Annotated in this window: 14 protein-coding genes, 1 pseudogene and 1 CRISPR repeat array; of the genes and pseudogenes, 8 read left to right on the forward strand and 7 right to left on the reverse strand. The window is 53.6% G+C overall.

The features are described from left to right. Positions 1–45: 45 nt before the first annotated feature. The 5 genes from ACU6TU_RS09765 to csm6 all read right to left on the reverse strand — a co-directional run bounded on the left by ACU6TU_RS09765 (position 46) and on the right by csm6 (position 8,254). Entirely contained in the window at positions 46–2,142 is a 2,097-nt protein-coding gene (locus ACU6TU_RS09765; RefSeq protein WP_447141251.1) for a hypothetical protein, read from the reverse strand. Then, positions 2,139–5,639, reverse strand: coding sequence for a hypothetical protein (locus ACU6TU_RS09770; protein WP_447141252.1), 3,501 nt, complete (start codon positions 5,637–5,639; stop codon positions 2,139–2,141). Before ACU6TU_RS09770 ends, ACU6TU_RS09765 begins: the two co-directional genes overlap by 4 nt. Positions 5,640–5,686: 47 nt before the next feature. Continuing rightward, entirely contained in the window at positions 5,687–6,211 is a 525-nt protein-coding gene (locus ACU6TU_RS09775; protein WP_447141253.1) for a hypothetical protein, read from the reverse strand. 143 nt (positions 6,212–6,354) lie between these two features. Beyond that, positions 6,355–6,873, reverse strand: a complete 519-nt coding sequence (locus tag ACU6TU_RS09780) for a hypothetical protein (protein WP_447141254.1) — start codon at positions 6,871–6,873, stop codon at positions 6,355–6,357. Positions 6,874–7,003: 130 nt separating this feature from the next. Continuing rightward, entirely contained in the window at positions 7,004–8,254 is a 1,251-nt protein-coding gene (csm6, locus tag ACU6TU_RS09785; RefSeq protein WP_447141255.1) for a CRISPR-associated ring nuclease Csm6, read from the reverse strand. Between the two features lie 317 nt (positions 8,255–8,571). Here csm6 and cas1 point away from each other — a divergent pair. The 6 genes and pseudogenes from cas1 to ACU6TU_RS09815 form a co-directional block, all read left to right on the forward strand. After that, positions 8,572–9,465, forward strand: a pseudogene (cas1, locus tag ACU6TU_RS09790) (CRISPR-associated endonuclease Cas1); the annotation flags it as partial. Beyond that, positions 9,462–9,779, forward strand: a complete 318-nt coding sequence (cas2, locus tag ACU6TU_RS09795; protein WP_447141256.1) for a CRISPR-associated endonuclease Cas2 — start codon at positions 9,462–9,464, stop codon at positions 9,777–9,779. The pseudogene cas1 and the gene cas2, both read left to right, overlap by 4 nt. Before the next feature lie 141 nt (positions 9,780–9,920). Further along, positions 9,921–10,297: a CRISPR direct-repeat array (repeat unit 36 nt; unit sequence GTCCGGACCCTTCCCTGCTTTCAAAGGGATTAAGAC). Positions 10,298–10,626: 329 nt separating this feature from the next. Next, a complete protein-coding gene (locus tag ACU6TU_RS09800) occupies positions 10,627–10,830 on the forward strand; it encodes a hypothetical protein (protein WP_447141257.1) in 204 nt (67 codons plus the stop codon). A 71-nt stretch (positions 10,831–10,901) separates the two neighbouring features. Next, positions 10,902–11,066, forward strand: coding sequence for a hypothetical protein (locus tag ACU6TU_RS09805; protein WP_447141258.1), 165 nt, complete (start codon positions 10,902–10,904; stop codon positions 11,064–11,066). Positions 11,067–11,140: 74 nt separating this feature from the next. Further along, positions 11,141–11,986: a hypothetical protein gene (locus tag ACU6TU_RS09810; RefSeq protein ID WP_447141259.1), complete on the forward strand. Its 846-nt coding sequence runs from the start codon at positions 11,141–11,143 to the stop codon at positions 11,984–11,986. Positions 11,987–12,215: 229 nt separating this feature from the next. Beyond that, positions 12,216–12,563, forward strand: coding sequence for a hypothetical protein (locus ACU6TU_RS09815; protein WP_447141260.1), 348 nt, complete (start codon positions 12,216–12,218; stop codon positions 12,561–12,563). A gap of 153 nt (positions 12,564–12,716) precedes the next feature. On the opposite strand, the gene ACU6TU_RS09820 is transcribed toward ACU6TU_RS09815, so the two are convergent. Together ACU6TU_RS09820 and cas6 are read right to left on the reverse strand one after the other, a co-directional pair. Further along, positions 12,717–13,187 (reverse strand): hypothetical protein, encoded by a 471-nt coding sequence (locus ACU6TU_RS09820; RefSeq protein WP_447141261.1) that lies wholly within the window; start codon positions 13,185–13,187, stop codon positions 12,717–12,719. 83 nt (positions 13,188–13,270) lie between these two features. Then, complete coding sequence (cas6, locus tag ACU6TU_RS09825) at positions 13,271–14,203, reverse strand: CRISPR system precrRNA processing endoribonuclease RAMP protein Cas6 (protein ID WP_447141262.1); 933 nt, start codon at positions 14,201–14,203, stop codon at positions 13,271–13,273. A gap of 142 nt (positions 14,204–14,345) precedes the next feature. On the opposite strand from cas6, the gene ACU6TU_RS09830 reads away from it, so the two are divergent. Further along, entirely contained in the window at positions 14,346–18,176 is a 3,831-nt protein-coding gene (locus ACU6TU_RS09830) for a hypothetical protein (RefSeq protein WP_447141263.1), read from the forward strand. Then, on the forward strand, positions 18,152–19,681 hold the full coding sequence (locus ACU6TU_RS09835; protein WP_447141264.1) for an AAA domain-containing protein: 1,530 nt from the start codon (positions 18,152–18,154) through the stop codon (positions 19,679–19,681). Before ACU6TU_RS09830 ends, ACU6TU_RS09835 begins: the two co-directional genes overlap by 25 nt. The last annotated feature ends 83 nt before the right edge of the window (positions 19,682–19,764 follow it).

A 19,764-nucleotide genomic window follows, 5' to 3' on the forward strand; every position in this document is an offset into this window, starting at 1 on the left:
TCCCTGCCTGACGTCAGCCGCTGGCATGCCTCTCGCTGGCGGTGCTCAGATAAACTCATTCAGTAGGTTATCGGAGCCTGTCTGGTTTAGCTTACCGATCAACTGTTGATGACATCCATACTCACGCAGGTGCTTGAACAGATAAGGGGTCACTGTGGTCCCGCGGTGGCGGATGTGCCATACCTGCAGGGAATCCCAGAACCAGCCTGGCACCGGGCCATTGTGGCTTACGACCTTATACAGATGATTGAAATTACTCTGGTCACGATGCGGTGATCCGGCTGCGGCAGCCGCATATATCCCTTGCTCACGGTTGCATAACAGCCCCACCGTTGCCTGCAACGCCCCTTTCTGAGCGGACGCAAACGGCGCTTTCAGGCGATATCCCGCCTCGGCCAGATAGTCAAACCATTGCTGGTTGGCCCTGCCTTTGTTCTGCCACCGATCAAAAGTGCTTGCCGGCAAACAGAGTGGATGCTGACGCAATAACGTCTGAAGCGCTTCCAGATTGGGGTTGTTGGGGTAATCCATCGCAAACTGCCGGACGATTTCGGCAGGAATACCCTGGTCACGGGTATGATCAATTTCCTTGATCCATTGATCTATTCGCGGCAGATCCGGCAGGCAGGCCACCTCGGTATCCGTAATCATCAAGTACTGCCCCGTCTGCGGCCAGTACATCACATCGGCTCTGATACTGCCTTTCAGCACCTGACGGCGATGCTCCTCCTTCAAGTGAATTTCAAGTGATTCCCTCACGCTCTGCGGAAGTTCTGCAAACGTCAATTGCCCCCTGTGGCATCGGGCATACACCATGGGCCACTCGGTGTTGTATACCAATGATTGACTCTCGGGCTTCACCGAATGAATCAGCCAGACATCCTCCGGCAGCGATGGGTAATCCAGCAACAGGCGGCGCTGCTGGACTTCCTGTTTGATCAGTAACTCCTTGAGCAGGACCTCTACGGTGTGGCTCGCCCCTTTTGCCAGGCTTTGCGGGTGGCAGGATTGAATGATGGCGTCAGGATGCGCCTGCCGGGTGGTGAGGTAGGGGTCGTCAATGTTGTGTTCTTCGTAGTACGTCTTTTTATCTACCAACAGAAGGTTAAGCCCGTCAGGCATCACATCCTCCCGATGGATGACTCGTATATCGTTGCCCGAAGGTGTCAGTAGCTTAAGCAGTTCCGCTTCTAGCTGAGCAGAGACACTCGACGACTGAGTACGATTGACGATAACCAAGGGGCTGCGAACCAGGCAGCGGTACAGGCCCTGATAGTGCCGCTCGACCTCTCCCTGCTTGACACTGCGATTATCCATGGGCACTGACTGCAGGCTCAGCTTCAGGCTTCCAGCGTAGGCCTGGTGCAGGTCTTCCAGAAACAGGGAAAGCACACCCAAGCGCGTCTGATAATAGGCTTCAAGACTGGTGTTTGTCAGTTTGAAAGCATCCACGCGATTCTTACTCCCGGCGTAGCGGGGTTTCTTGATATAGCTGCCCCCCGCCTGCCGGAAAAGCTGCTCGCCCAAGTCATCCAGCGCATAGCGTGGTTTTCTGGCCGCATCAGCGTAAAGGCTCCCATCTTCTTTCCGGAAGTTTTCCAGCCGGGTAAAGGTGGCAGTGGACACATCGAGATAGTGCTGCTTCATGGCGTGACTATAGCTGTACTCAGGTTGAACGGTGACTACTCTGCCTTTACCTGTATCCGGGTGAACCACATAATAAAGCCCATCCGCCTCAAAGCGAGCCAGGCGCTGTGGCTGGACATGCAGCGACTGCACTCTGGGCAAGGCACGAATCAGCAGGCTCAGCTGAAGCCAAGCGGCCAGGCTATCCAGTGCCAGAAACTGAAACGCCAGGGCATCACCGGCCGGCACCTCACTGGCAAAGGCCGTGCCTGAAAAAATGGCTGACTGCGCTGCCTCCACCGGCAACAGCAGATAAAACGCGTTATGGCTGCCAACCCCATTGAGCGCCAGCACCGGGCTGGCACGGTACAAATGACCAGGCAGGTGGGCCAGGTGTTTGTTGCGCTCTTCACGGCTCCAGCCTTTGTAGCTTACATTACACACGCTAAAGCGCCTGGCCAGCGCCGTGCTATCCAGCTGTTCAATCTCAATCAGATTTGTCAGTACCGGGGTCATGTTTTATCTCCTTGTGCCAGCCAGTCAATCAATGCGTGCAGATGCCTATCCAGCAAGGCACCGCTTTGTTGATCCAACAGCCCCGGTACCGTCAGCAACTGGTTACCGGCATTGTTATCAGTGCGCATATCATGGTTCAGGTATTGGCAATCCCGCTGGGGTTGCCCCAGAAGATTGATATACACAAACCGCTGGATGCCCTCCGCTTCCGCCAGCCTAGCGACCTTATGAGCATGGCCAGTGGGGTCGCCAGGCTGGCTCCAGTGTTTGGCATCCACCGCGATCCGCTCACCACTGTCTTCAATGATGAAATCACACAGTTCGTAAACTGACGCGGGCACCTCCAGAAGGCGCAACCCGGCCTGCTCCAGCACGGCCTTGCAGCCCTCCTCCCCCAGGGCGCCTTTATAGAGGTTATTAAACGCCGCCGGGTTCATCAGCACCTTGCCTGAGGGCCACTGAGTCGCATACCCCTGAGCCTCGAAGTACCCTTTCACCTGCGGGTTACGCATAACAACCGGCAGGCCGCTTTCCATTTCGCTGACCCATTTGCCACCGGTTGCCAGCTCAAAGAATGCTACGTCGCAGCGCAGCGGGCGATAGCCAGGCACCACCTCCAGGCTGCCCTTATAACGGTAGCTTTCCGGGTCCGGGGATTCCAGATACAAGGGGGAGTCCAGGTTATCCATCACTGGCCGCTCGAGCAGCGTTGTGCGCAGTGATTCCCATGCCTGGATGCTGCCCTCGGATGGCGACTGACCAAACTGGCCCAGCAGCACGCTGATCGCTGTCAGTGTTTTGTGGGTATTCAGGCGGGCGCGATTGATACGCTGTTGATGCTTTTCCTGCTGGCTCTCTGGCAAGGGGATGGCGTTGTTATAGTAATGTTGAGCGGCCTTCAACATCGCCAGGTATTCGTGGGAGCGGCCGTGGGGCGAACGGCTATCTTCTGCGAGGATGGGCACCAGGCCGTCCTCCCCCAGCAAGGTAATACGGGAACGTTTGAAGGCGGTTCTGGCCATACGCCCCACCGCCTGTTCGACCATCTTGCACACCTGTGCCTTAAAATCACTGGTCTGATAATAATGGGAGAGGTGGCTGTTATGCGGAACCCCGTGCAGGGCATCCATCACCCATCTCCGGGCATCGCGCGCGGAAAGGCAGCCGACCTCCTGCAACACCATGATCTGGTGAAAAAGCAGCAGCTGATTTGCCTGGGAGTTGTCTGCATCACTGAGCAGGCAGTAGCTAGGCTTTTCCAGATACAGGGTATCAATATCGCTTTTGACTTCCTCGGGTGCGGGGCCATCTCCCACCCAGCACAGCGCTTGACGATCATGCTCACACTGCACCGGGTATTCCGGGTTCTTCCCTTCACCCATGGAAGCGTAGGTAGAGAGCACCACCACTCGCTCGCCATTGGACAGTTTTTCACGCACTTTCTCAAAGCGGTTATGGCGCATGGCCTCGGCATTCATTCCCGCCGCCAGATAAACGTTGCCGGTGCCAGCTTCGCTGGATTGACGGTCCAGATACGCCTGCAGGAATTCGACCAGCCTGGCATGGCCGACAGGGCTCAGGGTACGATTAAGCAATACCAGCATGTAGCGCCTGTCATCCTGGCGAGCAAAAGTGGCTAACGCCACGATCAGGCGCGATACCCAATCGAGAATAAATTCACTCTCATCATCCAACTGCATCCAGCGGTTAAGCAACCGCACAGGCTGACGTATCACCTTGTTTTCGTGAACGTTCAATGCCTGCCTGAGCGTCGCTCGCTGCGGGGCGATAAAGTGCGTTTCCAGCAGAATCCCTTCTTCGTCATATCGGCGGCAGGCATGATAGCAGGCTTCAAGGCGGCTACGCTGCTCAGCGCTCAGGGGCTGCAGTTGGGAGCCCAGGCGCCCGGCCAGATAATGCAGGTCAAAATTATGCACCACGGTAGGGGCTTCCGCCGTGGCACTAATGCCCAGCACACAGGCACCGGCTTCAACCCACTGCGCCAGCAGGCTGGTAGGGGTATGGCTGATGCCGGTGTGAAGACAGCCCACGGTATCACCATCCACGCCGTTACGCCGAATGCTGGTCAGCTTGAAACCTCGCGCATGGTAGTTGCTGAGAACGCCTTGCCCCCCGGCCTTTCCGGTATGCGGTTTTCCCTGTAGATCCAGCGCCTCCATCACAAGCGCTTCTTTTTCTGCCAAATTGTAGTGTTCCAGGATAGCGTTGACGACGTCACGCTGGCGAATAGCGCTACTGCCGGGGCGTGTCTCATCCGGGGTGTTACGCTGATATTGCCAGACCGCTTGACGCATGGTGTGCATAAAGCCCTGGTAAAGCCGATCCGCCCCGTTCACAAAGCGCGTCAGCGCCTGCTCGTCCAGGCCTTCCGGGGCGTTTTTATTCAGGCTTTGGATAACATTCTTGTGCTTGGCGACATCAGTGTTCAGGCTTAAATGGTGCTGACTACTATGGGCGTGGGTTACGGCCCTGTCGGAAAACAGCTGAACCCGGTTGTTGTGCAGGGAGTCACCCTCCAGGTTAAAGGCGAATTCCAACTGCCACTGTTCAGCAAAACTATTCAACTGCTGCGTAAACGCATCCAGCAATTCATGAATGCCGTCATAGCGGGTAGACCGCTCCAGCCGGTAGCGGTTGAGATTGGCATAGAGGTCGCGCAGAAAATCAATCAGATCCACGGCCTTCTGCTCGACCATATGTTGCAGAATGATCTCATTCTGACGATCAAACTCATCCATGATGATCAGCGTATTGCCGGCATTTCGGCCGGGAAAGTGACGCGTCCGGGTGGTGTGAAAACCGCGCAGGAATTTGCGGGTCGTCATGAACCCCAGGCAGGCCGGGTCGTCATCGGTGATCAGGCAGTTACCAGGCATCAGGGCGTTCAGTGCAGCCTGGTCATCGGCATTGATATCCAGCGGTGCTTCTCGCTGCCTGCGTTGAATGGCCTGTGCCAGTCCGCCGTAAAACCTGCCTGCCATCTCCGTGAGCATGGACTCTATCTCGGCCGGTACATCCGGGGCACCCTGACCCAAGGGGTGGTAACGCCTGAGGCTTTTCCATTCAGCCTGCATGTGTTTGTTGCCATCCAGCCCAAACCGCTTCATCAGATGATCAATATACCAAGGGCTGACACGGCGTAACTGCTGGCCCTGATTGGGCAGGTAAACCAGATACTTTTTTAGCGCCTGACGCTCGCCCTCTGGGCGCTGGTCAATTAGCCGATTCAAGGTGTTGAAGGCCTGAAAAACGTTATCCACTGAGTTGGTGATGTAATACATGCGGGGTGGCGGCGCACCACTGGCCTGAGCCGCCATTAGCTGTTTGAGCAGTTTATTGAGGATGGCGTGGGTTTTACCGATCCCCGTCTGGGCGGGCAGCGGGATCAAGCACCCCTGCGGCGGCTGGGCCGCCAACCAGGGGTCGAGCAGTTCATCAAGTAGCGCATCCTGCGGGGCCGAAGACGATGTGTTCACATTCTTCTCCTTTATTAAAGCGTTTGCCTTCGGCCCGCTCTCAGCAGCTAGCGGTTAGTGCGTTGAAAATCTCGCAGGGCACGGGTAAACCCCATGGCAGAAAACACAAACTCATTATCGCCTATTTTATAAACAACTTCCTGGGAGTTTTTGAACTGATCAACAATATATCGATTACCTTCTAAGCTATCCGCTGAAAGTGAAACGGCATCGAAATCAAGGCCTTCTTTATTCTCAACGCATAAAAATCTTAACATCACACTTTTACCATTAATAAAAGATGGCACGATTGAATTATTATGCAAACCTTTTTTAGCAATCTGATCGCAAGGTTCGTCGGGCCCAACAAAATGCACTCCATAAAGGCCATTGTTTTGCATTAAAAGAGCTTTATTAAATGACTCTTCTCCTTTTTCCCAAACCCAGTAATAGTCAAAATATCTTAGTTCCCAAGCATCACGGTTTTCCATCCCATAAGCAACAGATGACACTGCCGCTCCCGCCAGAAAAACTCCACCCCACAGTGCATTCTTGATTATTGATTTCATCACGCTCCCCTTGTTTGCTTTCATAATAAACCTCACTTTTTTATCGTTTTTTATTTAAACTTCACTTTGACGAACGACTTTAATCAATCCATTAGTTAGGAGCCAACATAACTGTCACCAAAAGCGACTCAGCTGCCAAACTGAATAATCCTGCACACTTTCAGACGTTAACGGTTAGCGCGTCGAAAATCCCGCAGGGCACGGCTAAACCCCATAGCGGAGAAGGTATGCTCATCATCGCCTATTTTGACAATAACTTTGCGGGATTTTTTGAACTGATTAATGACATACGGCGAATCCGCATAATTCGGGAACGAAAGTACAAGTGCATCTTCAATCTCCTGTTTAACTTCTACACAATCAACTTGAGCATTCATTGGTCTTCCATTGACGGCAACTGGTATAGTAAATTGACTCCGCCCTTCGATCCTTTTCTGCTGGCAGTCGGGGTAAGCCACACTAAAAGCTAAATACTCCTGATTATCAACAGTGCCCAATACTGCTGTTACATTTGCTGCGCTCCCTTGCCCAAAAACCACGTAAAAACCGTTTTCATGTTTCGCCCAATACTCGCTATTTGGATTGGCAGATACCAACGACGCTAACCCCATTCCAGCCACCATAAAACCGCCTAACAGTGCATTCTTGATTATTGATTTCATCACGTTTCCTTTTTTGAATTTCATATTAACTTCCTTTTTCTTCAGGCATGCCTTACCCCTGCCCGATGTGCAAAAAGCATCAGGTAACTGGCACTTGTCAGTGGTTATTTAAGTGTCTGGCCAGGCCGCCTTGCGGCGGCCATCCATGGGGCTATCAGCCCACCCGGATACGCTCGGGGGCAATACTCAGCCCATAACCGCCGCGCTTGTTGTTCGAGCCGCTGGTTTTCTGGCCCTGGTGATCAAATACCATGGCCGCGACCACCATCTTGGCGATTTCCGTCGGCAAGCGGTTTTTCAGGCGCTTGTTAAGCCGAGTGGTTATCTGGCTGACATCCAGGCCGAAGCGCATATTGGAGCCAAAATCACCGGGGCGGATTCCCGCCTGCTCTAGCGTCTGCTCGTGGTGGTTGATCCATTCATCCACCTGGGGGCGCAGGTCACGCTCCGCGTCGTAGGGCAATGCCAAATGCTCGGCGAGCTTTTCCATTACCCGGTGCCCCAGGTAGCTGCCGTTTTCATCGCCGTCCGGCGCGAAGCGGCGCAGGCTGGCATCGTTTTCACGGGTCGCCTGTACCACCACTTCATACCAGCACCAGTCAAACAGCCCGCCCATGGCCACCGTTTGCAACTGCTTGTCGCCGCTGTAGATTTCCACCTGCCGCGTAACGGCATCCAGGCGGATAGCCAACCGCTCCGGCTCTTCCCCCAGGTTAATCAACTCCACCAGGCCGCGAAAACTCATCGTACTATCGTTGTGGCGCAACATTTCCGGCAGCTGTTTACGCTGACGGATAAAGGGAATATCCGCCAGGCTCACCTCGGCATTAGCGGTGTCCAGCGTCTGGCCGCTAAAGGTCTTGATCATCCGTGAGACGCGGGTGGGATAGTAGAAATCCGGCAGGCCCTCATAGCCTTCGCTGACCAGCACGTGAGACATGCTATCGCTCAGGCGGCCAAACAGGCTCATGGCATAGCCCAGATAAAAGGTCATGGTTTTGCGACCACCGGCAATGGACGCATGCAGGGGCGCACTGCCGTCTACCGTCAAGTCGCGCACCGTTTGCATGATGTAATCCCCAAGCGCCTCTGCATCCGCCTCGGTGCGGGCATCGTCCACTGGCTCGCCTTGTGCATTCGGCACCACACGAATCACCACCTGCTCACGGGTGTAGGCGGGCATACCCAGCTCATCACACAGCGCTGCCAGGTAGCCATCGTCAAACAGGCCTTCGGCAACTTTCTGCTTGCCCTTTTGGGTTGTAATGATCTCGATACGGCTGGGCCAAACATTGGATTGTTCGTGCAATCCATACAGGGTTTCCGTCACTACCTGAGGTGACATACCGGTCACTGCCAGCAGGGTTAGTTCCTGAGAGGAAGTCGAGGTTGTATTTACGGTCATGGCACGCTCCTTGTGGTGTCTGTTTTGTCTTGTGACGTTTTGCACAGTATCGGCGGATGTCTTTTCGCTGTCGCCCCGTAAAAATTTTCCTGCCAGGCGGTTGCTGTTTTGGGTGAACGGCCCTGACAGCGACTTTCTGATGGAGACGATAGGTACGGGATGAACCTGACGCAAGGGGTAAAAAGTTTTGCGGTAAGTGGCGACTGCCCGGCCCCTTTATCAAAGCTAATTTACCAGAGTCTCATGAAAAATGGCTATGTCAAATCCGGCTGATGGCCGCTGCTGGGGGCACTTAACACGATGAATATGACAACCGCTGCCTGATCATCCGTTCAGCCAAGCTGCCGCCGCGTCAAGTTCCTCTTAAGCACATCAGCCAGTTGGTGTGTTTACATAACACGGTGGTCACTACGCAACTGGTCGGCCAGCTGATGAAGCACGGCATTGATTTTGTCCTGGTCAATTCACGCCATGCCGCCCATAGCTTCAGCCTGTTTGCCGATCAGGTGCGCAGCGCTGCTCGGCGAGTCCGCCAGTACCAGTGGCAGTGCGATGAAACCCTCAGGGCGCAGATGGCTCGCCAACTGGTGGCGCATAAGTTCAAGGTGTCCGCCAGTGTTTTGCACGGCCGTGATGGAAAGGCAGATGCCCTGGCCTGTCACTTACGCCAGCAGGTGCCCAACCTTTTCAACACACAGGACGAAAACGCCCTGCGCGGCATGGAAGGCTATGCCCAGCGCCAGCTATTTGAATATTGGCGTACCCAGCTACCGGCCAGCCTGGGCTTTACTCAGCGCTTACGCCGCCCGCCACCGGACCCTGTCAATGCGGTGCTGTCCTTCACCTACACCCTGGTGCATAAAGAAGCCATTCGTCAGCTGAGAATCCATGGGCTGGATAATGACCTGGGTATTTACCACCGGGTGTGTAGCGGCCGTGAATCGCTGGCCTGCGATATCATGGAGCCCTTGCGGCCGCATATTGAAAGCTGGGTAGTGGGCCTGTTTGGCCACGGTGGCCTGAATGGCCGCCATTTTTCCTACCTGAAGACGCAAAAAGGTACGCAGTGCATTATGGGCAAACAAGGCCGCAGCCTTTATTTTCAGGCATTGGATACTGCCATGCCCCGCTGGCGGCGAACACTTAACCGCTATGCAGGCGTGCTGGCCCGCCATATCGACAAGGAAACCCAACAGGGAGGCCAGCCATGAGCCAGCCACAGTGGCACCTGATTGCTTATGATATCCGCGATGTAAAGCGCCTGCGCCGGGTACACACTTGTCTTCAGCAGTGTGCCTTTGCGCTGCAGCGTTCGGTATTTTTGTGGCAGGGCGATGCTCGGCAATTGGCAGTGTTGAAACAGCAGCTTAGCCAGTTGATCAACCCGTTGGAAGACGATATCCGTGGTTACCCCATGGCATGCGGGGAGCCCATCCACTGCTGGGGCAAACTGCCCTTTATGGAAGGGATGTTTATGGAGGGGTTACCCAGACTTGAAATTCATCCGCTACCTGGGCAATATTAGCAGGGCGTGATCGAGGTGGGTAAGGCAAAGAGACAAACCCTTACCACATTCAGAAATTTGTAGCAACTTTTTATGTTCAAAAACAGTCATAAAATTTGGCTTGCAACTCTCTGATAATAAACACCTTTTTTAGGCCATAGGGTCCGGACCCTTCCCTGCTTTCAAAGGGATTAAGACTCTCCTCATTAATGAGGAACGGCTTCTCATTCGTCCGGACCCTTCCCTGCTTTCAAAGGGATTAAGACCAAGGGCAGGGCGTGGCTGATCGGGTGCTGACGGTCCGGACCCTTCCCTGCTTTCAAAGGGATTAAGACTTTATATGCGTACAACATCTCATACTCCTGCGTCCGGACCCTTCCCTGCTTTCAAAGGGATTAAGACACATGCCGTTTGCCCATTCGTCAGTCGTTGAAGTCCGGACCCTTCCCTGCTTTCAAAGGGATTAAGACCCTCCGCAACCCTTTGCGAATCAATCATCTTCCGTCCGGACCCTTCCCTGCTTTCAAAGGGATTAAGACGGGGCACGCAAGCCCTGCACCCCGTCATTCCCGCATGCCCTTAGCGGGAATCCATTGTGATTCAGGCTCCCGGGCTGCATTAAGAAAGGTCAAACTGGATTCCCGATAACCCCATTCGGGAATGACAGCGTTGAGGCTAAATCCGGAATAACGGCGTTGAGGCTGTATCCGGAACGGAAATGATGCTGCCAAACTGTCATTACCGCCTGCCCTGCCCCTAATCAGCCTGCACGGCGTGAAAAATTTTCCCTCCCCCACTTATTTCCCCCTGGCTCGATAATGCGCTTTCCCAATCAGGGGAAATCCTTTAACGATACAGGGAGTGTTTTATGCTCGTATTTATAAATTTTGTGCTGTTGATGTGGTCGTTTCTTATGCTGGTGGCGGGCATCATCCCGTTGGTGGGCACCTTTGGAGAGATCCATACCACGGATTTGATGGTGCAACTCGTCACGCTACGCATGCTGGCAATGGCGGTGATCTGGATGGCGCTGTTTGCCTTTTGGATTTTTGCAGAGCGATATAAGGAATAACCCTCCGCCGCCGGGACCGATAGTGGGTTTGAATTGAGTAGTCAGCTGATTGCCATGGGGATTTTTCCGGCGTGCTGGTGCCCCTTGGCATCGTGGTGATTGAACGGCTGGGCTCGTTACATCGAGTGCTGGAAAGTGGGGTCAATAACTTCATCGGCTATCGCAAGACCGGCGATGAATTCCGCATCGACTGGCGTAAAAGCGTGATGGACTTGCTGGCCGCGCACGAAGCTTGACATTCGGGCTGACGCCTTTTGATGGCCGCTCCATCCTCACGGATATCGGTAGCGGCCTTACACCAGGAGAAACCATGAACCACTTTGTCCAAACGTGCATCATCGACCAGCCAACCCCTTTCAGCGCCAGGGTCGCCTGGCGCTACGGATGCTTAACACGCGGCGTCCTTACCATTGACTTTGAATACGAAGACGTAAAGCCCCGCGACGTCCGCCCGGCATCAGAGCTGGTTGCTGTTCATCACGTCCTTTATCCAGCCCCTTGTGCCAGCTTTCGAAATGATCCCGCTCAGCACCAGCCACTCATTTTTTTCTCTGACCCTGAGACACTCGCGGTCGTCAGAAAGACCTCATCGTGCGCTGGCGCCTATACGTATGCCAACTACCTGAGAACTCACCAGCCGGCCAGTAATGCCAGCCTAGCCAGTGAATGCCCTGACCTTTCGCCTTACCCATGGGATAACGCGTTTCAAGAACAGTCAGGCGCGAATACTCACGCTCTTGAAGAGGAAGACTTTCTTATTCGCCCTCGGCACCGGTGCCCAAGTTTTATCGTATGGCCCCGTAACTTCGGCGCGGTTGGCATTACGGAACATGCGCTCAAGCGGCTTGAACAGTATCAGGGCAATGCCAACCATCAGGTACGCAAGATCAACCGCTACCTGTCGCGTGAAGCACTGGTCCAAATCCGTTTACCCAAGAATGTTGAGCGAACCAAACTTGTCAAGTACCAGGGGAACCCGGATGTAGAGTGCTGGCGACACGATACCGGGGATATGCTCTTTATCCTGGCGCGTGGACACCTGTGCAGAACCTTGTTGACGGTAGTGCAGCTCCCTCAACATCGCCTGGGCGAGCACCGGATAATTGGAAACAAAAAGCCTGCCCCGTGCCCTGGCGAAAAAATGCTCATGCTTTGACGGCATCAGCCTTACGAGGATGTCAAACGCGATAATCCCGGGCCACCTTGGCAAACACGCCAGTTCAGCGTGAACCAGCCAGCCTCCCGCCTATCCGTGCCCTTCATCCAACAACAACACCACGACGCAGGTGCATTAACACTTGGCATTTCGTTTTTTATGAGACCAGTTACCCGTGCCTTAACCATCATCCTGGACAACAGATGACCACTTATTTTGGAGATAGACTATGACCACGCCTTCGCCTGAAAACACAAACACGTCGGCAACAACCGTTCATTGGGGGGCCAAAGTGGTGGTCCGAGATGCCGCCCCCCATAAACCAACTCTAAAGCAACGGTTGGCGTGGTTTCTACGAAAAAAAGCCGACAAGCTTGATGACGGCATAAGCCTTAGTCTTCAATACCACACGTTGCCAATGATTTCCAAGGAAGTCGCTGTGGAATGTCTTCACACCGGCTTTACACATTCTCGTTTCCTCATGGAAAGCATGGCTCACCAAGCCGCCTGTGAAGACCTAATGAAGGATAGGTCTCCCGAACTGTTTAAAGAAGAGTCTTCTCAACAGAAACGTTAGGTCTGTTTGTCGATATTCCATTTTGGACATCTTTGTGCGCATGCTGGCAATGGCGGTGATCTGGATGGCGCTGTTTGCCTTTTGGATTTTTGCAGAGCGATATGGGGAATGATGTTCGTGCCGGGGCCGGTGATGACTGGCCCCGGCTTGGTTCTAGCGGCCAGATGCCAGGCAGCGGGCGTGCCCTCGCAGAAAACCTTCCGCCCGAAAGCGCTGGTAGGCGCCTCGGGCAAACTGCCAGCGGGTGGCTTCCAGCACCAGGCATTGCTGCGGGGAACGCACAACGCCATGGCGGCGGTCACACAGCGCCAGAGCGTTTCCATCAAACTCGATATACCCTTCCGTGCGAGTACTGCCGTCCAACGTTTGCAGGGGCACCTTTGCATTGCTGCCCCGCTCGGCTTCAAACACCAGGGTTTCCATTTGCTGCCAGCGCCCGTAGAGGTAGAGTTCCCCTTCAATGGCGCAGCTTAGGGTGTCGGTTCCGGTTGTCTCAGCATTGAAAACACGCACTTCCTGAGCGGCGGCGTTGGCGCTAAACAACACGCTGGTTGCCAGCAGCCAAGGCAAGATACGGTAAGCGCCTCGAACGTACCGGCGGCTGGAGTGAAACCTGGTAAGCATCAAATGTCCTCCTGACATGGTAATAAAGTAACACTCTGCCTTATTCCGTTACGACGGTGGGTTGGCGAAAAACTTGTCAGCGCTCAGAGCGCGTTGAGCTGGTATTGCCCCAGCCCAAACGCCGTATTCTTGCCCAGGTGGGTGTATTGACCCAGCCATAGCCAGGGCCACCAGAGGGTGAGATCACCATGTAGGGTTGCCGTGCCCAGCAGGCCATCCAGGCGCATCGACTTGCCTTGCCGCTGGGAATGGCGCTGCCAACGCTGGCGATGAAGGCCTTGGGTATGCAGGTGCAGATTTTCCACCGGCGGCCTTTCCCTCAGGGGCAGCCTTAGGTAGTACTTGTTATACAGTTGAATGCGTCGCCAAAGGGTATTCAGCAGGGATTCCGCATTGATTTGCTCAGCACCGACGACCCGACCCTTGACCTGCAGACGCAGCGGGGAAGTCATGCTTAGCGTTACACCATTGGGTGGCACCGGTGGCATCATTTCCCACACGAGCGTGGCTTGATGGGCGGGGATGCGTGGCGCGGCCGCCAGGCGTGATGCCGGCGCCTGCCACAAGGCTTGCCATTGGGCGGGCGCCGTTTCACAGGCCAGCCCCGTTAGTTGCATTGGGGTGCGTTGCTCTCCCAGGCCGCGCCGGGCGGCATCCTGCCAGGCCCAGGTAACAAGCCCAAGCTCCTGGCAGGCATTGCCAAACAGCACCATGTCAAACTGAAACGTTTCACCCGCTGTTAATTTTTCCGGGGCGTTTAGCGGTGTTTGAAAGGTATAAGGTGGGGGAATGCTGCGCTGATTGTCCGGCGCTGGCTCAAAAAGCACGGCATAGCGGCAACTAGCCGTGAGTGGGCAATCCGTACACTGTGGCCGCCCCGTGCTGCAGGCCAATGCGCGCAAGGCATGCCCCCATGCCCCGCGTAACATGGCCCCTGGGTGGCCGCGTAGCGTAAAGGGCGCCTGAGCCGTCAAGGTGAAACGATAACGGCTAATCGCAATCGCTGAAGGCGTCATTTGCCCTCCCTGGCAAACGTGGAAAGATTTTTGCTAATTTACAAGTGGCTCATCAAGGTTACTATATGATGCAGGAACTACCTACCGGCTTCAGCCGTTATTCTAACTGATTCGCTAAAGGAGAAGGGAGTCTCTCCCTGTTATGAACACTCACCAAAGCCCCCTCACCCCTCTCGTGTATACCTGTGTCATGTCGGCATTCTCGCTGCCTAACCTGGAAGCGATTCTCACCCGCCGGCCAACGGATGTGGTGCTGGTTGTCAGCGATTTTGACAAGGCGCAGGAAGCGGCTAAACGGCTGGCCGAGGTGCTGCAACAGCGCGAGCCTGAAATCCGCCTACATACCATTGGTGAAGAAAACGGGGAAAACGCTTTTTCCGGCAACGACCCATTGGGGGATCAAACATGGATAGATAAGAAATTCATTCCCTTCATGGAAAGCGCCGAGTTCAGCGGAAAGCCCCACTGGCTGAACCTGACCGGGGGCACCAAGTCGATGTCGCTGGCGTTATCCACCTGTCGGCACTGGGATGGTCTGGACTACAAGCCGGAGAACAATAACGAACTCAGCCATTTTCAGCTGGCATCCCATCAACATGGCCTTCTGCAGCTGCAGTCCTCTGCACACCAGCCAACGTCCAAACAACTTGATGAAGTAGCGGCCATAGATGTCGCCAGGCTTTATAACCCAAGTGTCGAGACAGGTACACCCAAGCTCAAAAATGACGACCTTGCCGCTCAGATCTTTGATGCCCTGCAACAGCAAGATGCCGGATTGACCTGTCTGTTCAACCTGCTTGACCACATCTGGCATAAGGAAGAACATCCGGAAAAATCCATCACCCTAGCCCGGGCTGAGCTGATTGAACGCCTTGATGGAAAGGCCACGCTGGAAGATATTGAGATCTGGCTGCAACGTTTTAATGCATTGCCACCCAAAACTGATGAGCCGGTGTTTCACTGGGATGGCGAACAGTTTAAATTGCCGGGCAACCATAAGAATCTGAAAGCCCCCGCCAAGAACATCAAAAACTGGCTAAAAGGCGATTGGCTGGAACAGCTGGTCTATCACTGGGTGCTGGAAGCAGGCGTGCCCGAAAGCGGTGTTGCCCTCAACCTGAAAGGTGGTGAAGAGCAAGACAACAGCAACTCCAAACGCGAGGCGGATTTGCTTGTGCAACATCAAAGCCGGACCCACATTGTGGAAGTCAAGGCGGCCATTCCAGCCAACAAATCTGCAGTGGACATCCAGACCCAGCTGACCAGCCTGCAGGATCATTTTGGGCGAGTGTCGCTGATTCTGTTTGCTGGCCCTCAGTTGGTTACTCAGCTGAACGATCAGCAGCAACAACACCTGGACGACCGTTTGAAGGCTGGCAAGGCGAAACGGTGTAATAACCGGGAAGAGTTACTGGATGCACTGAAGCTGACCAAAGCGGCTTCAAGCGGTGATAATGGCGTTGTTACTGACGTTAAAGAGCATACGTTAACTAAAAAAACCTTTGAAGCGCCAACACACCGAGATCTTCAACCAGTCGCCAAAGCCGCCCCCCAAGCGCAAGCGTCGGTGAAACACAGCAGCAAGAATGCTGCGGATAACAAAGCTGTTCAGCAAAAAATTGACAAACTATGCCGCTTGGCCTTTATGCGTGCAGTGTGGGGAGAGGACCAAACGGACAACGCAGCCGATATCGCTCGGGCAAGACAGGAGCTTCTTCAGTTAGACATGCAGGAAGCCATTACCCGGTTTGAAAATGAGTTACGTCTTGGACGTCACGCTCATGAGCTGGGCAAGACATTAATAAACAAGCTTGACAAAGCAGGACCTGATAGTGAGGCCCTGCATACCTGGCTTAACAACATGAAAAATAACAACAAGCCACAGGTCTACAAACACCTCACCATCACACTGGATAAGTGGAAGGAAAATCAAGAGAGCCGTAAACGTCGTGCATGTGAATACCAGCAAAAAGGAAAGGGGCAACCTAATGCTGTGAACACCTCTTCACTGACACCGGTCGTGCTCAAACCCGGCGAGGAACACCTCAATAGTCTCAGGTCACTGTCGCCTTCATCACAATGGGAAATCCTGATTGATGAAACCGGCAAGCATTTTGATTCCGACGCTGACCTGGCATCTCACAAGGAATCAGGCATTGGCCGAATGGTGGCAGTGATCAAGCCCAAGGAAGCCAATCTGCCTGTCATCAAAAGCAACTTCCACGGCAAAGACGCCAGCCATAGCGAAGTTGATAGAGTCCTCCATAATCTCCTTACCACACCACAGGTGGGTGTGTTTGGCTTTACCATGCGTGATAGGTTAGCTACTGGCAGCTATTGGATGAACCATGTTATCCAGCTTGTGCGCTGGGTGCTTTACATGCTGCCTGCTGAAGACAACAAGCCATTGAGCGTTACTGCGAGCATCGAGCTTCGCAGTGGCTATAACCCCCAAAATGGTAAGCTCACATCTCTTTCTGAAATGCTGGAAGGTGAATTCAAAACACTCTATCCCCAGCGTTTTGGTCTACTGACCCTCAACATGCAGATTGTTGAAAAAACACACCCCCACCTCGCTTATGCGGATGCGGTTGCTTACACCTGGGGCAGTCCGGCAAAAATCAGTAATGACCGAATGCAAAAGTCTCAATTGCTCGGAAACTGCTTGCTGGATTCTAACACCAAGCAAGCACTTCCTTATTTATATCAATCACTTTCCCATAGTGACCGGCTTCCCGTATCGGAATGGTTTGACCTTTGCGTTGGTGCCGATCATGAGGGGCCGCAAGGGCTACTCACCGGCTGGCTAGAGCGCTTTGGCAGCAAAGTGCAACAACATCATGCCGAATGGCAACGCCTACTTGAGGAAGTCAAGCGTCGTCAGCGAATCAAGGGCTTGAATATATCAGAGCTGGCTTCAGCTCTTAACTGGCTGGAACGCTACAAGCCCAGTAACGGCTCATTTGGTGGCGAGCTGGAGCTGGAATTTGTCAGCGCTCAACTGGCGCTGGCCAATCATCAGGGTCGCGTCGATATCCAGGGTGTAGGGAAACTGTTTCAATTGGGTAACCAGCTTGAAGAGGAAAACGCCCACGCTGTCTGCCATGCGTATCTTCGCGCTGCGGTTGCAACGACCAATCACTTCGATTTTACGGTAATGAAAGAGCATCTTGAAGCATGGACAGAAAAGCCCGTTGCGATTCCCGGGCGGCTTAACCATGCCAAGCTGCTCTCTACCCTTGGGCAGCTGGAAGCTTTCGAGCGCCATAACGCCCTTGCCAAGGATTACTTTGCCAAAAGCCTGGCGGTGATCGATAAGCTCTCCGACGAAACGCAAGCAAAACGCGAGCGTCTCCAGACCAGCACCTACCTGACCATGGTAGAGCTTGACGATGGCAGCCATTCACCCCAGGCCGCCCGCGACCGGGTGAGCCAGGTGATCATGGAGAAAACCGGTAAGCCATTAACCCCGGCGGCACAACGGTTTGCCCATGGCGGCAGCGGCGATGAAACCTATGTACATCATCTCATGCTGCGTGCCTGCGTCGCTCACCCGGAGATGTTTGCAGAGGAAACCCGAGACTATCTCTCGCAAGCTCATCAGTGGCAGTGGCATGACGGCCACCCATGGCAGCTGATTCATGCCTACCGTGGCTGGCTGTTGATGCAACAAACCCGCCCGGACGTTGAGACAGCCAGCACCCACTTCAGCGCCGCCCTGGACATCTGCTGGCATGAAAGCAGCGGCGTGACATTGCAGTGGATTGGCGCTGTCCTGCATGCACTGGCAAGCAACCTTATTCAGGGCTTTGATGTAGACATTCCAAAGCAAGCAACTCCTCAGGCGCTGAAAGAAAACCTGCCCCAGGCCCCGCATCGTGCGCTGGAAAAACTGCAGGCATTACCTGCCAATGTCGGACACAAGCAGCGTTGGGGCTGCTTCAGTGAATGTCTGCCGTTCAATTTCCATTAATTGAATCTATTTCCAGTGCGATTTTTATAACAACCAGCGGCCCACTCCATCAAACAAGGCTTATTGCCTTCAGTCATTATAGAGAGGGCAATATCACCATGACGGATGAAGATGCACGTTACACAAACAAGGAAGCAAACAACGGTATGAAAAAAGCATTACAGCATGGAAGCATCAAGGCTAATCGCTCACAACAATGGCTGCGCTATTGGCGTAACTCTTTGGCTGATTCAGAAAGCTTACGTGGAGCATTAAAAAACGATGATTTAAAACCTGCCTATGCACTGGAACACAGCAACTTACGCTCTGGCTGCCTTCCTGTAGACAGCCCTTTGCTGGCAAAACTATTTGAAGGGGAAAATGACAACAAGCAGGTCGTCAGGGCCGTTATTCGCCCGCACGTTTACTTTGCGCCAATGGAGCATGGAGCCAAGAAAACAGCGCTTTATCCCGAGGTCGTTACTCCTCTGCTGTGCGGCGCGTGGGTCGCCCGAGATGGCCGCCTGGTGCCTGCCGACCCGCCAGTTATCCCTCGTGATCTATTATATCCTCAGGCAGATGACCGTTTTACTCTGGCTGAGGTTGAAGCGCTTGATCGGTTTTTAACCAAGTCAGCGCCTAGCGTTTTCTCGGAAACAGACGCTATTACACTGCTGAAATCTTCAGAACAGGTTGATGTCTGGCAATCGTATTACGAAATATCCTGTAAGCTTTTTGACGACCTTTGCCCCCAGGAACGGCTTAAAAATGAATTTATCAAAGCTGATGAAGGGCGAATACTCAAAATTGATGACCATAAAGGCGCAGCTCGTAGCATCATAGAACTTTACGACTGGCTTTCCAGGTCAGATAGCCACCTTCCATTGATGGATTGCTATGCGCTCAACCAGACGGAACACTATCAACCCTGCGCTCATCCATTAACCAGCATGACAACCCGTTTGGGGCATGCGGGTACCCAATACCCACTGGCTATTGCTCAACGCGATGCGCTGACACAAGTACTTGCTATGGATGAAGGTGAAATCCTGGCAGTAAATGGCCCACCAGGCACAGGAAAAACTACCTTTGTACTTTCTGCTGTTGCGTCTTTATGGGTCAAAGCCGCTTTAGCTGAAACAGAACCTCCCTTGATTATTGCAGCCTCCACCAATAATCAGGCCGTTACCAATATTCTTGAAGCCTTCGCTAAAGACTTTCAACGAAGTGATGGCCCCTTTGGTGGTCGCTGGCTGCCCGGAATCGATAGCTTTGGCGGTTATTATCCAGCCCAAAGTAAACAAAAAGAGGCAGAGAAAACGTATCAAACCCCCTCTTTCTATCGTCATACAGAAACGCAGGCTTATATTCAGGACGCCGAAAAGGCTTTTTTGACTCACGCTCAGAAAGCTTTTAATGATGACAGCTTGAATGAGGTGGGTAGTGTCAAATCGCGCCTGCACAAGGCTCTTCAAAGTCACTCTTCGATTTACCCCTCCCCCGCAAGAAAAATCGTCATTTTTTGATTCAAGCTGTAGATGTGGCTTCTGCAACCTTATAAAGTCTCTTCTCATCTTCAAGATAACCTATTCTGCGTCAGCTCAAGCAA

The organism is Halomonas sp. LS-001, assembly GCF_052983955.1.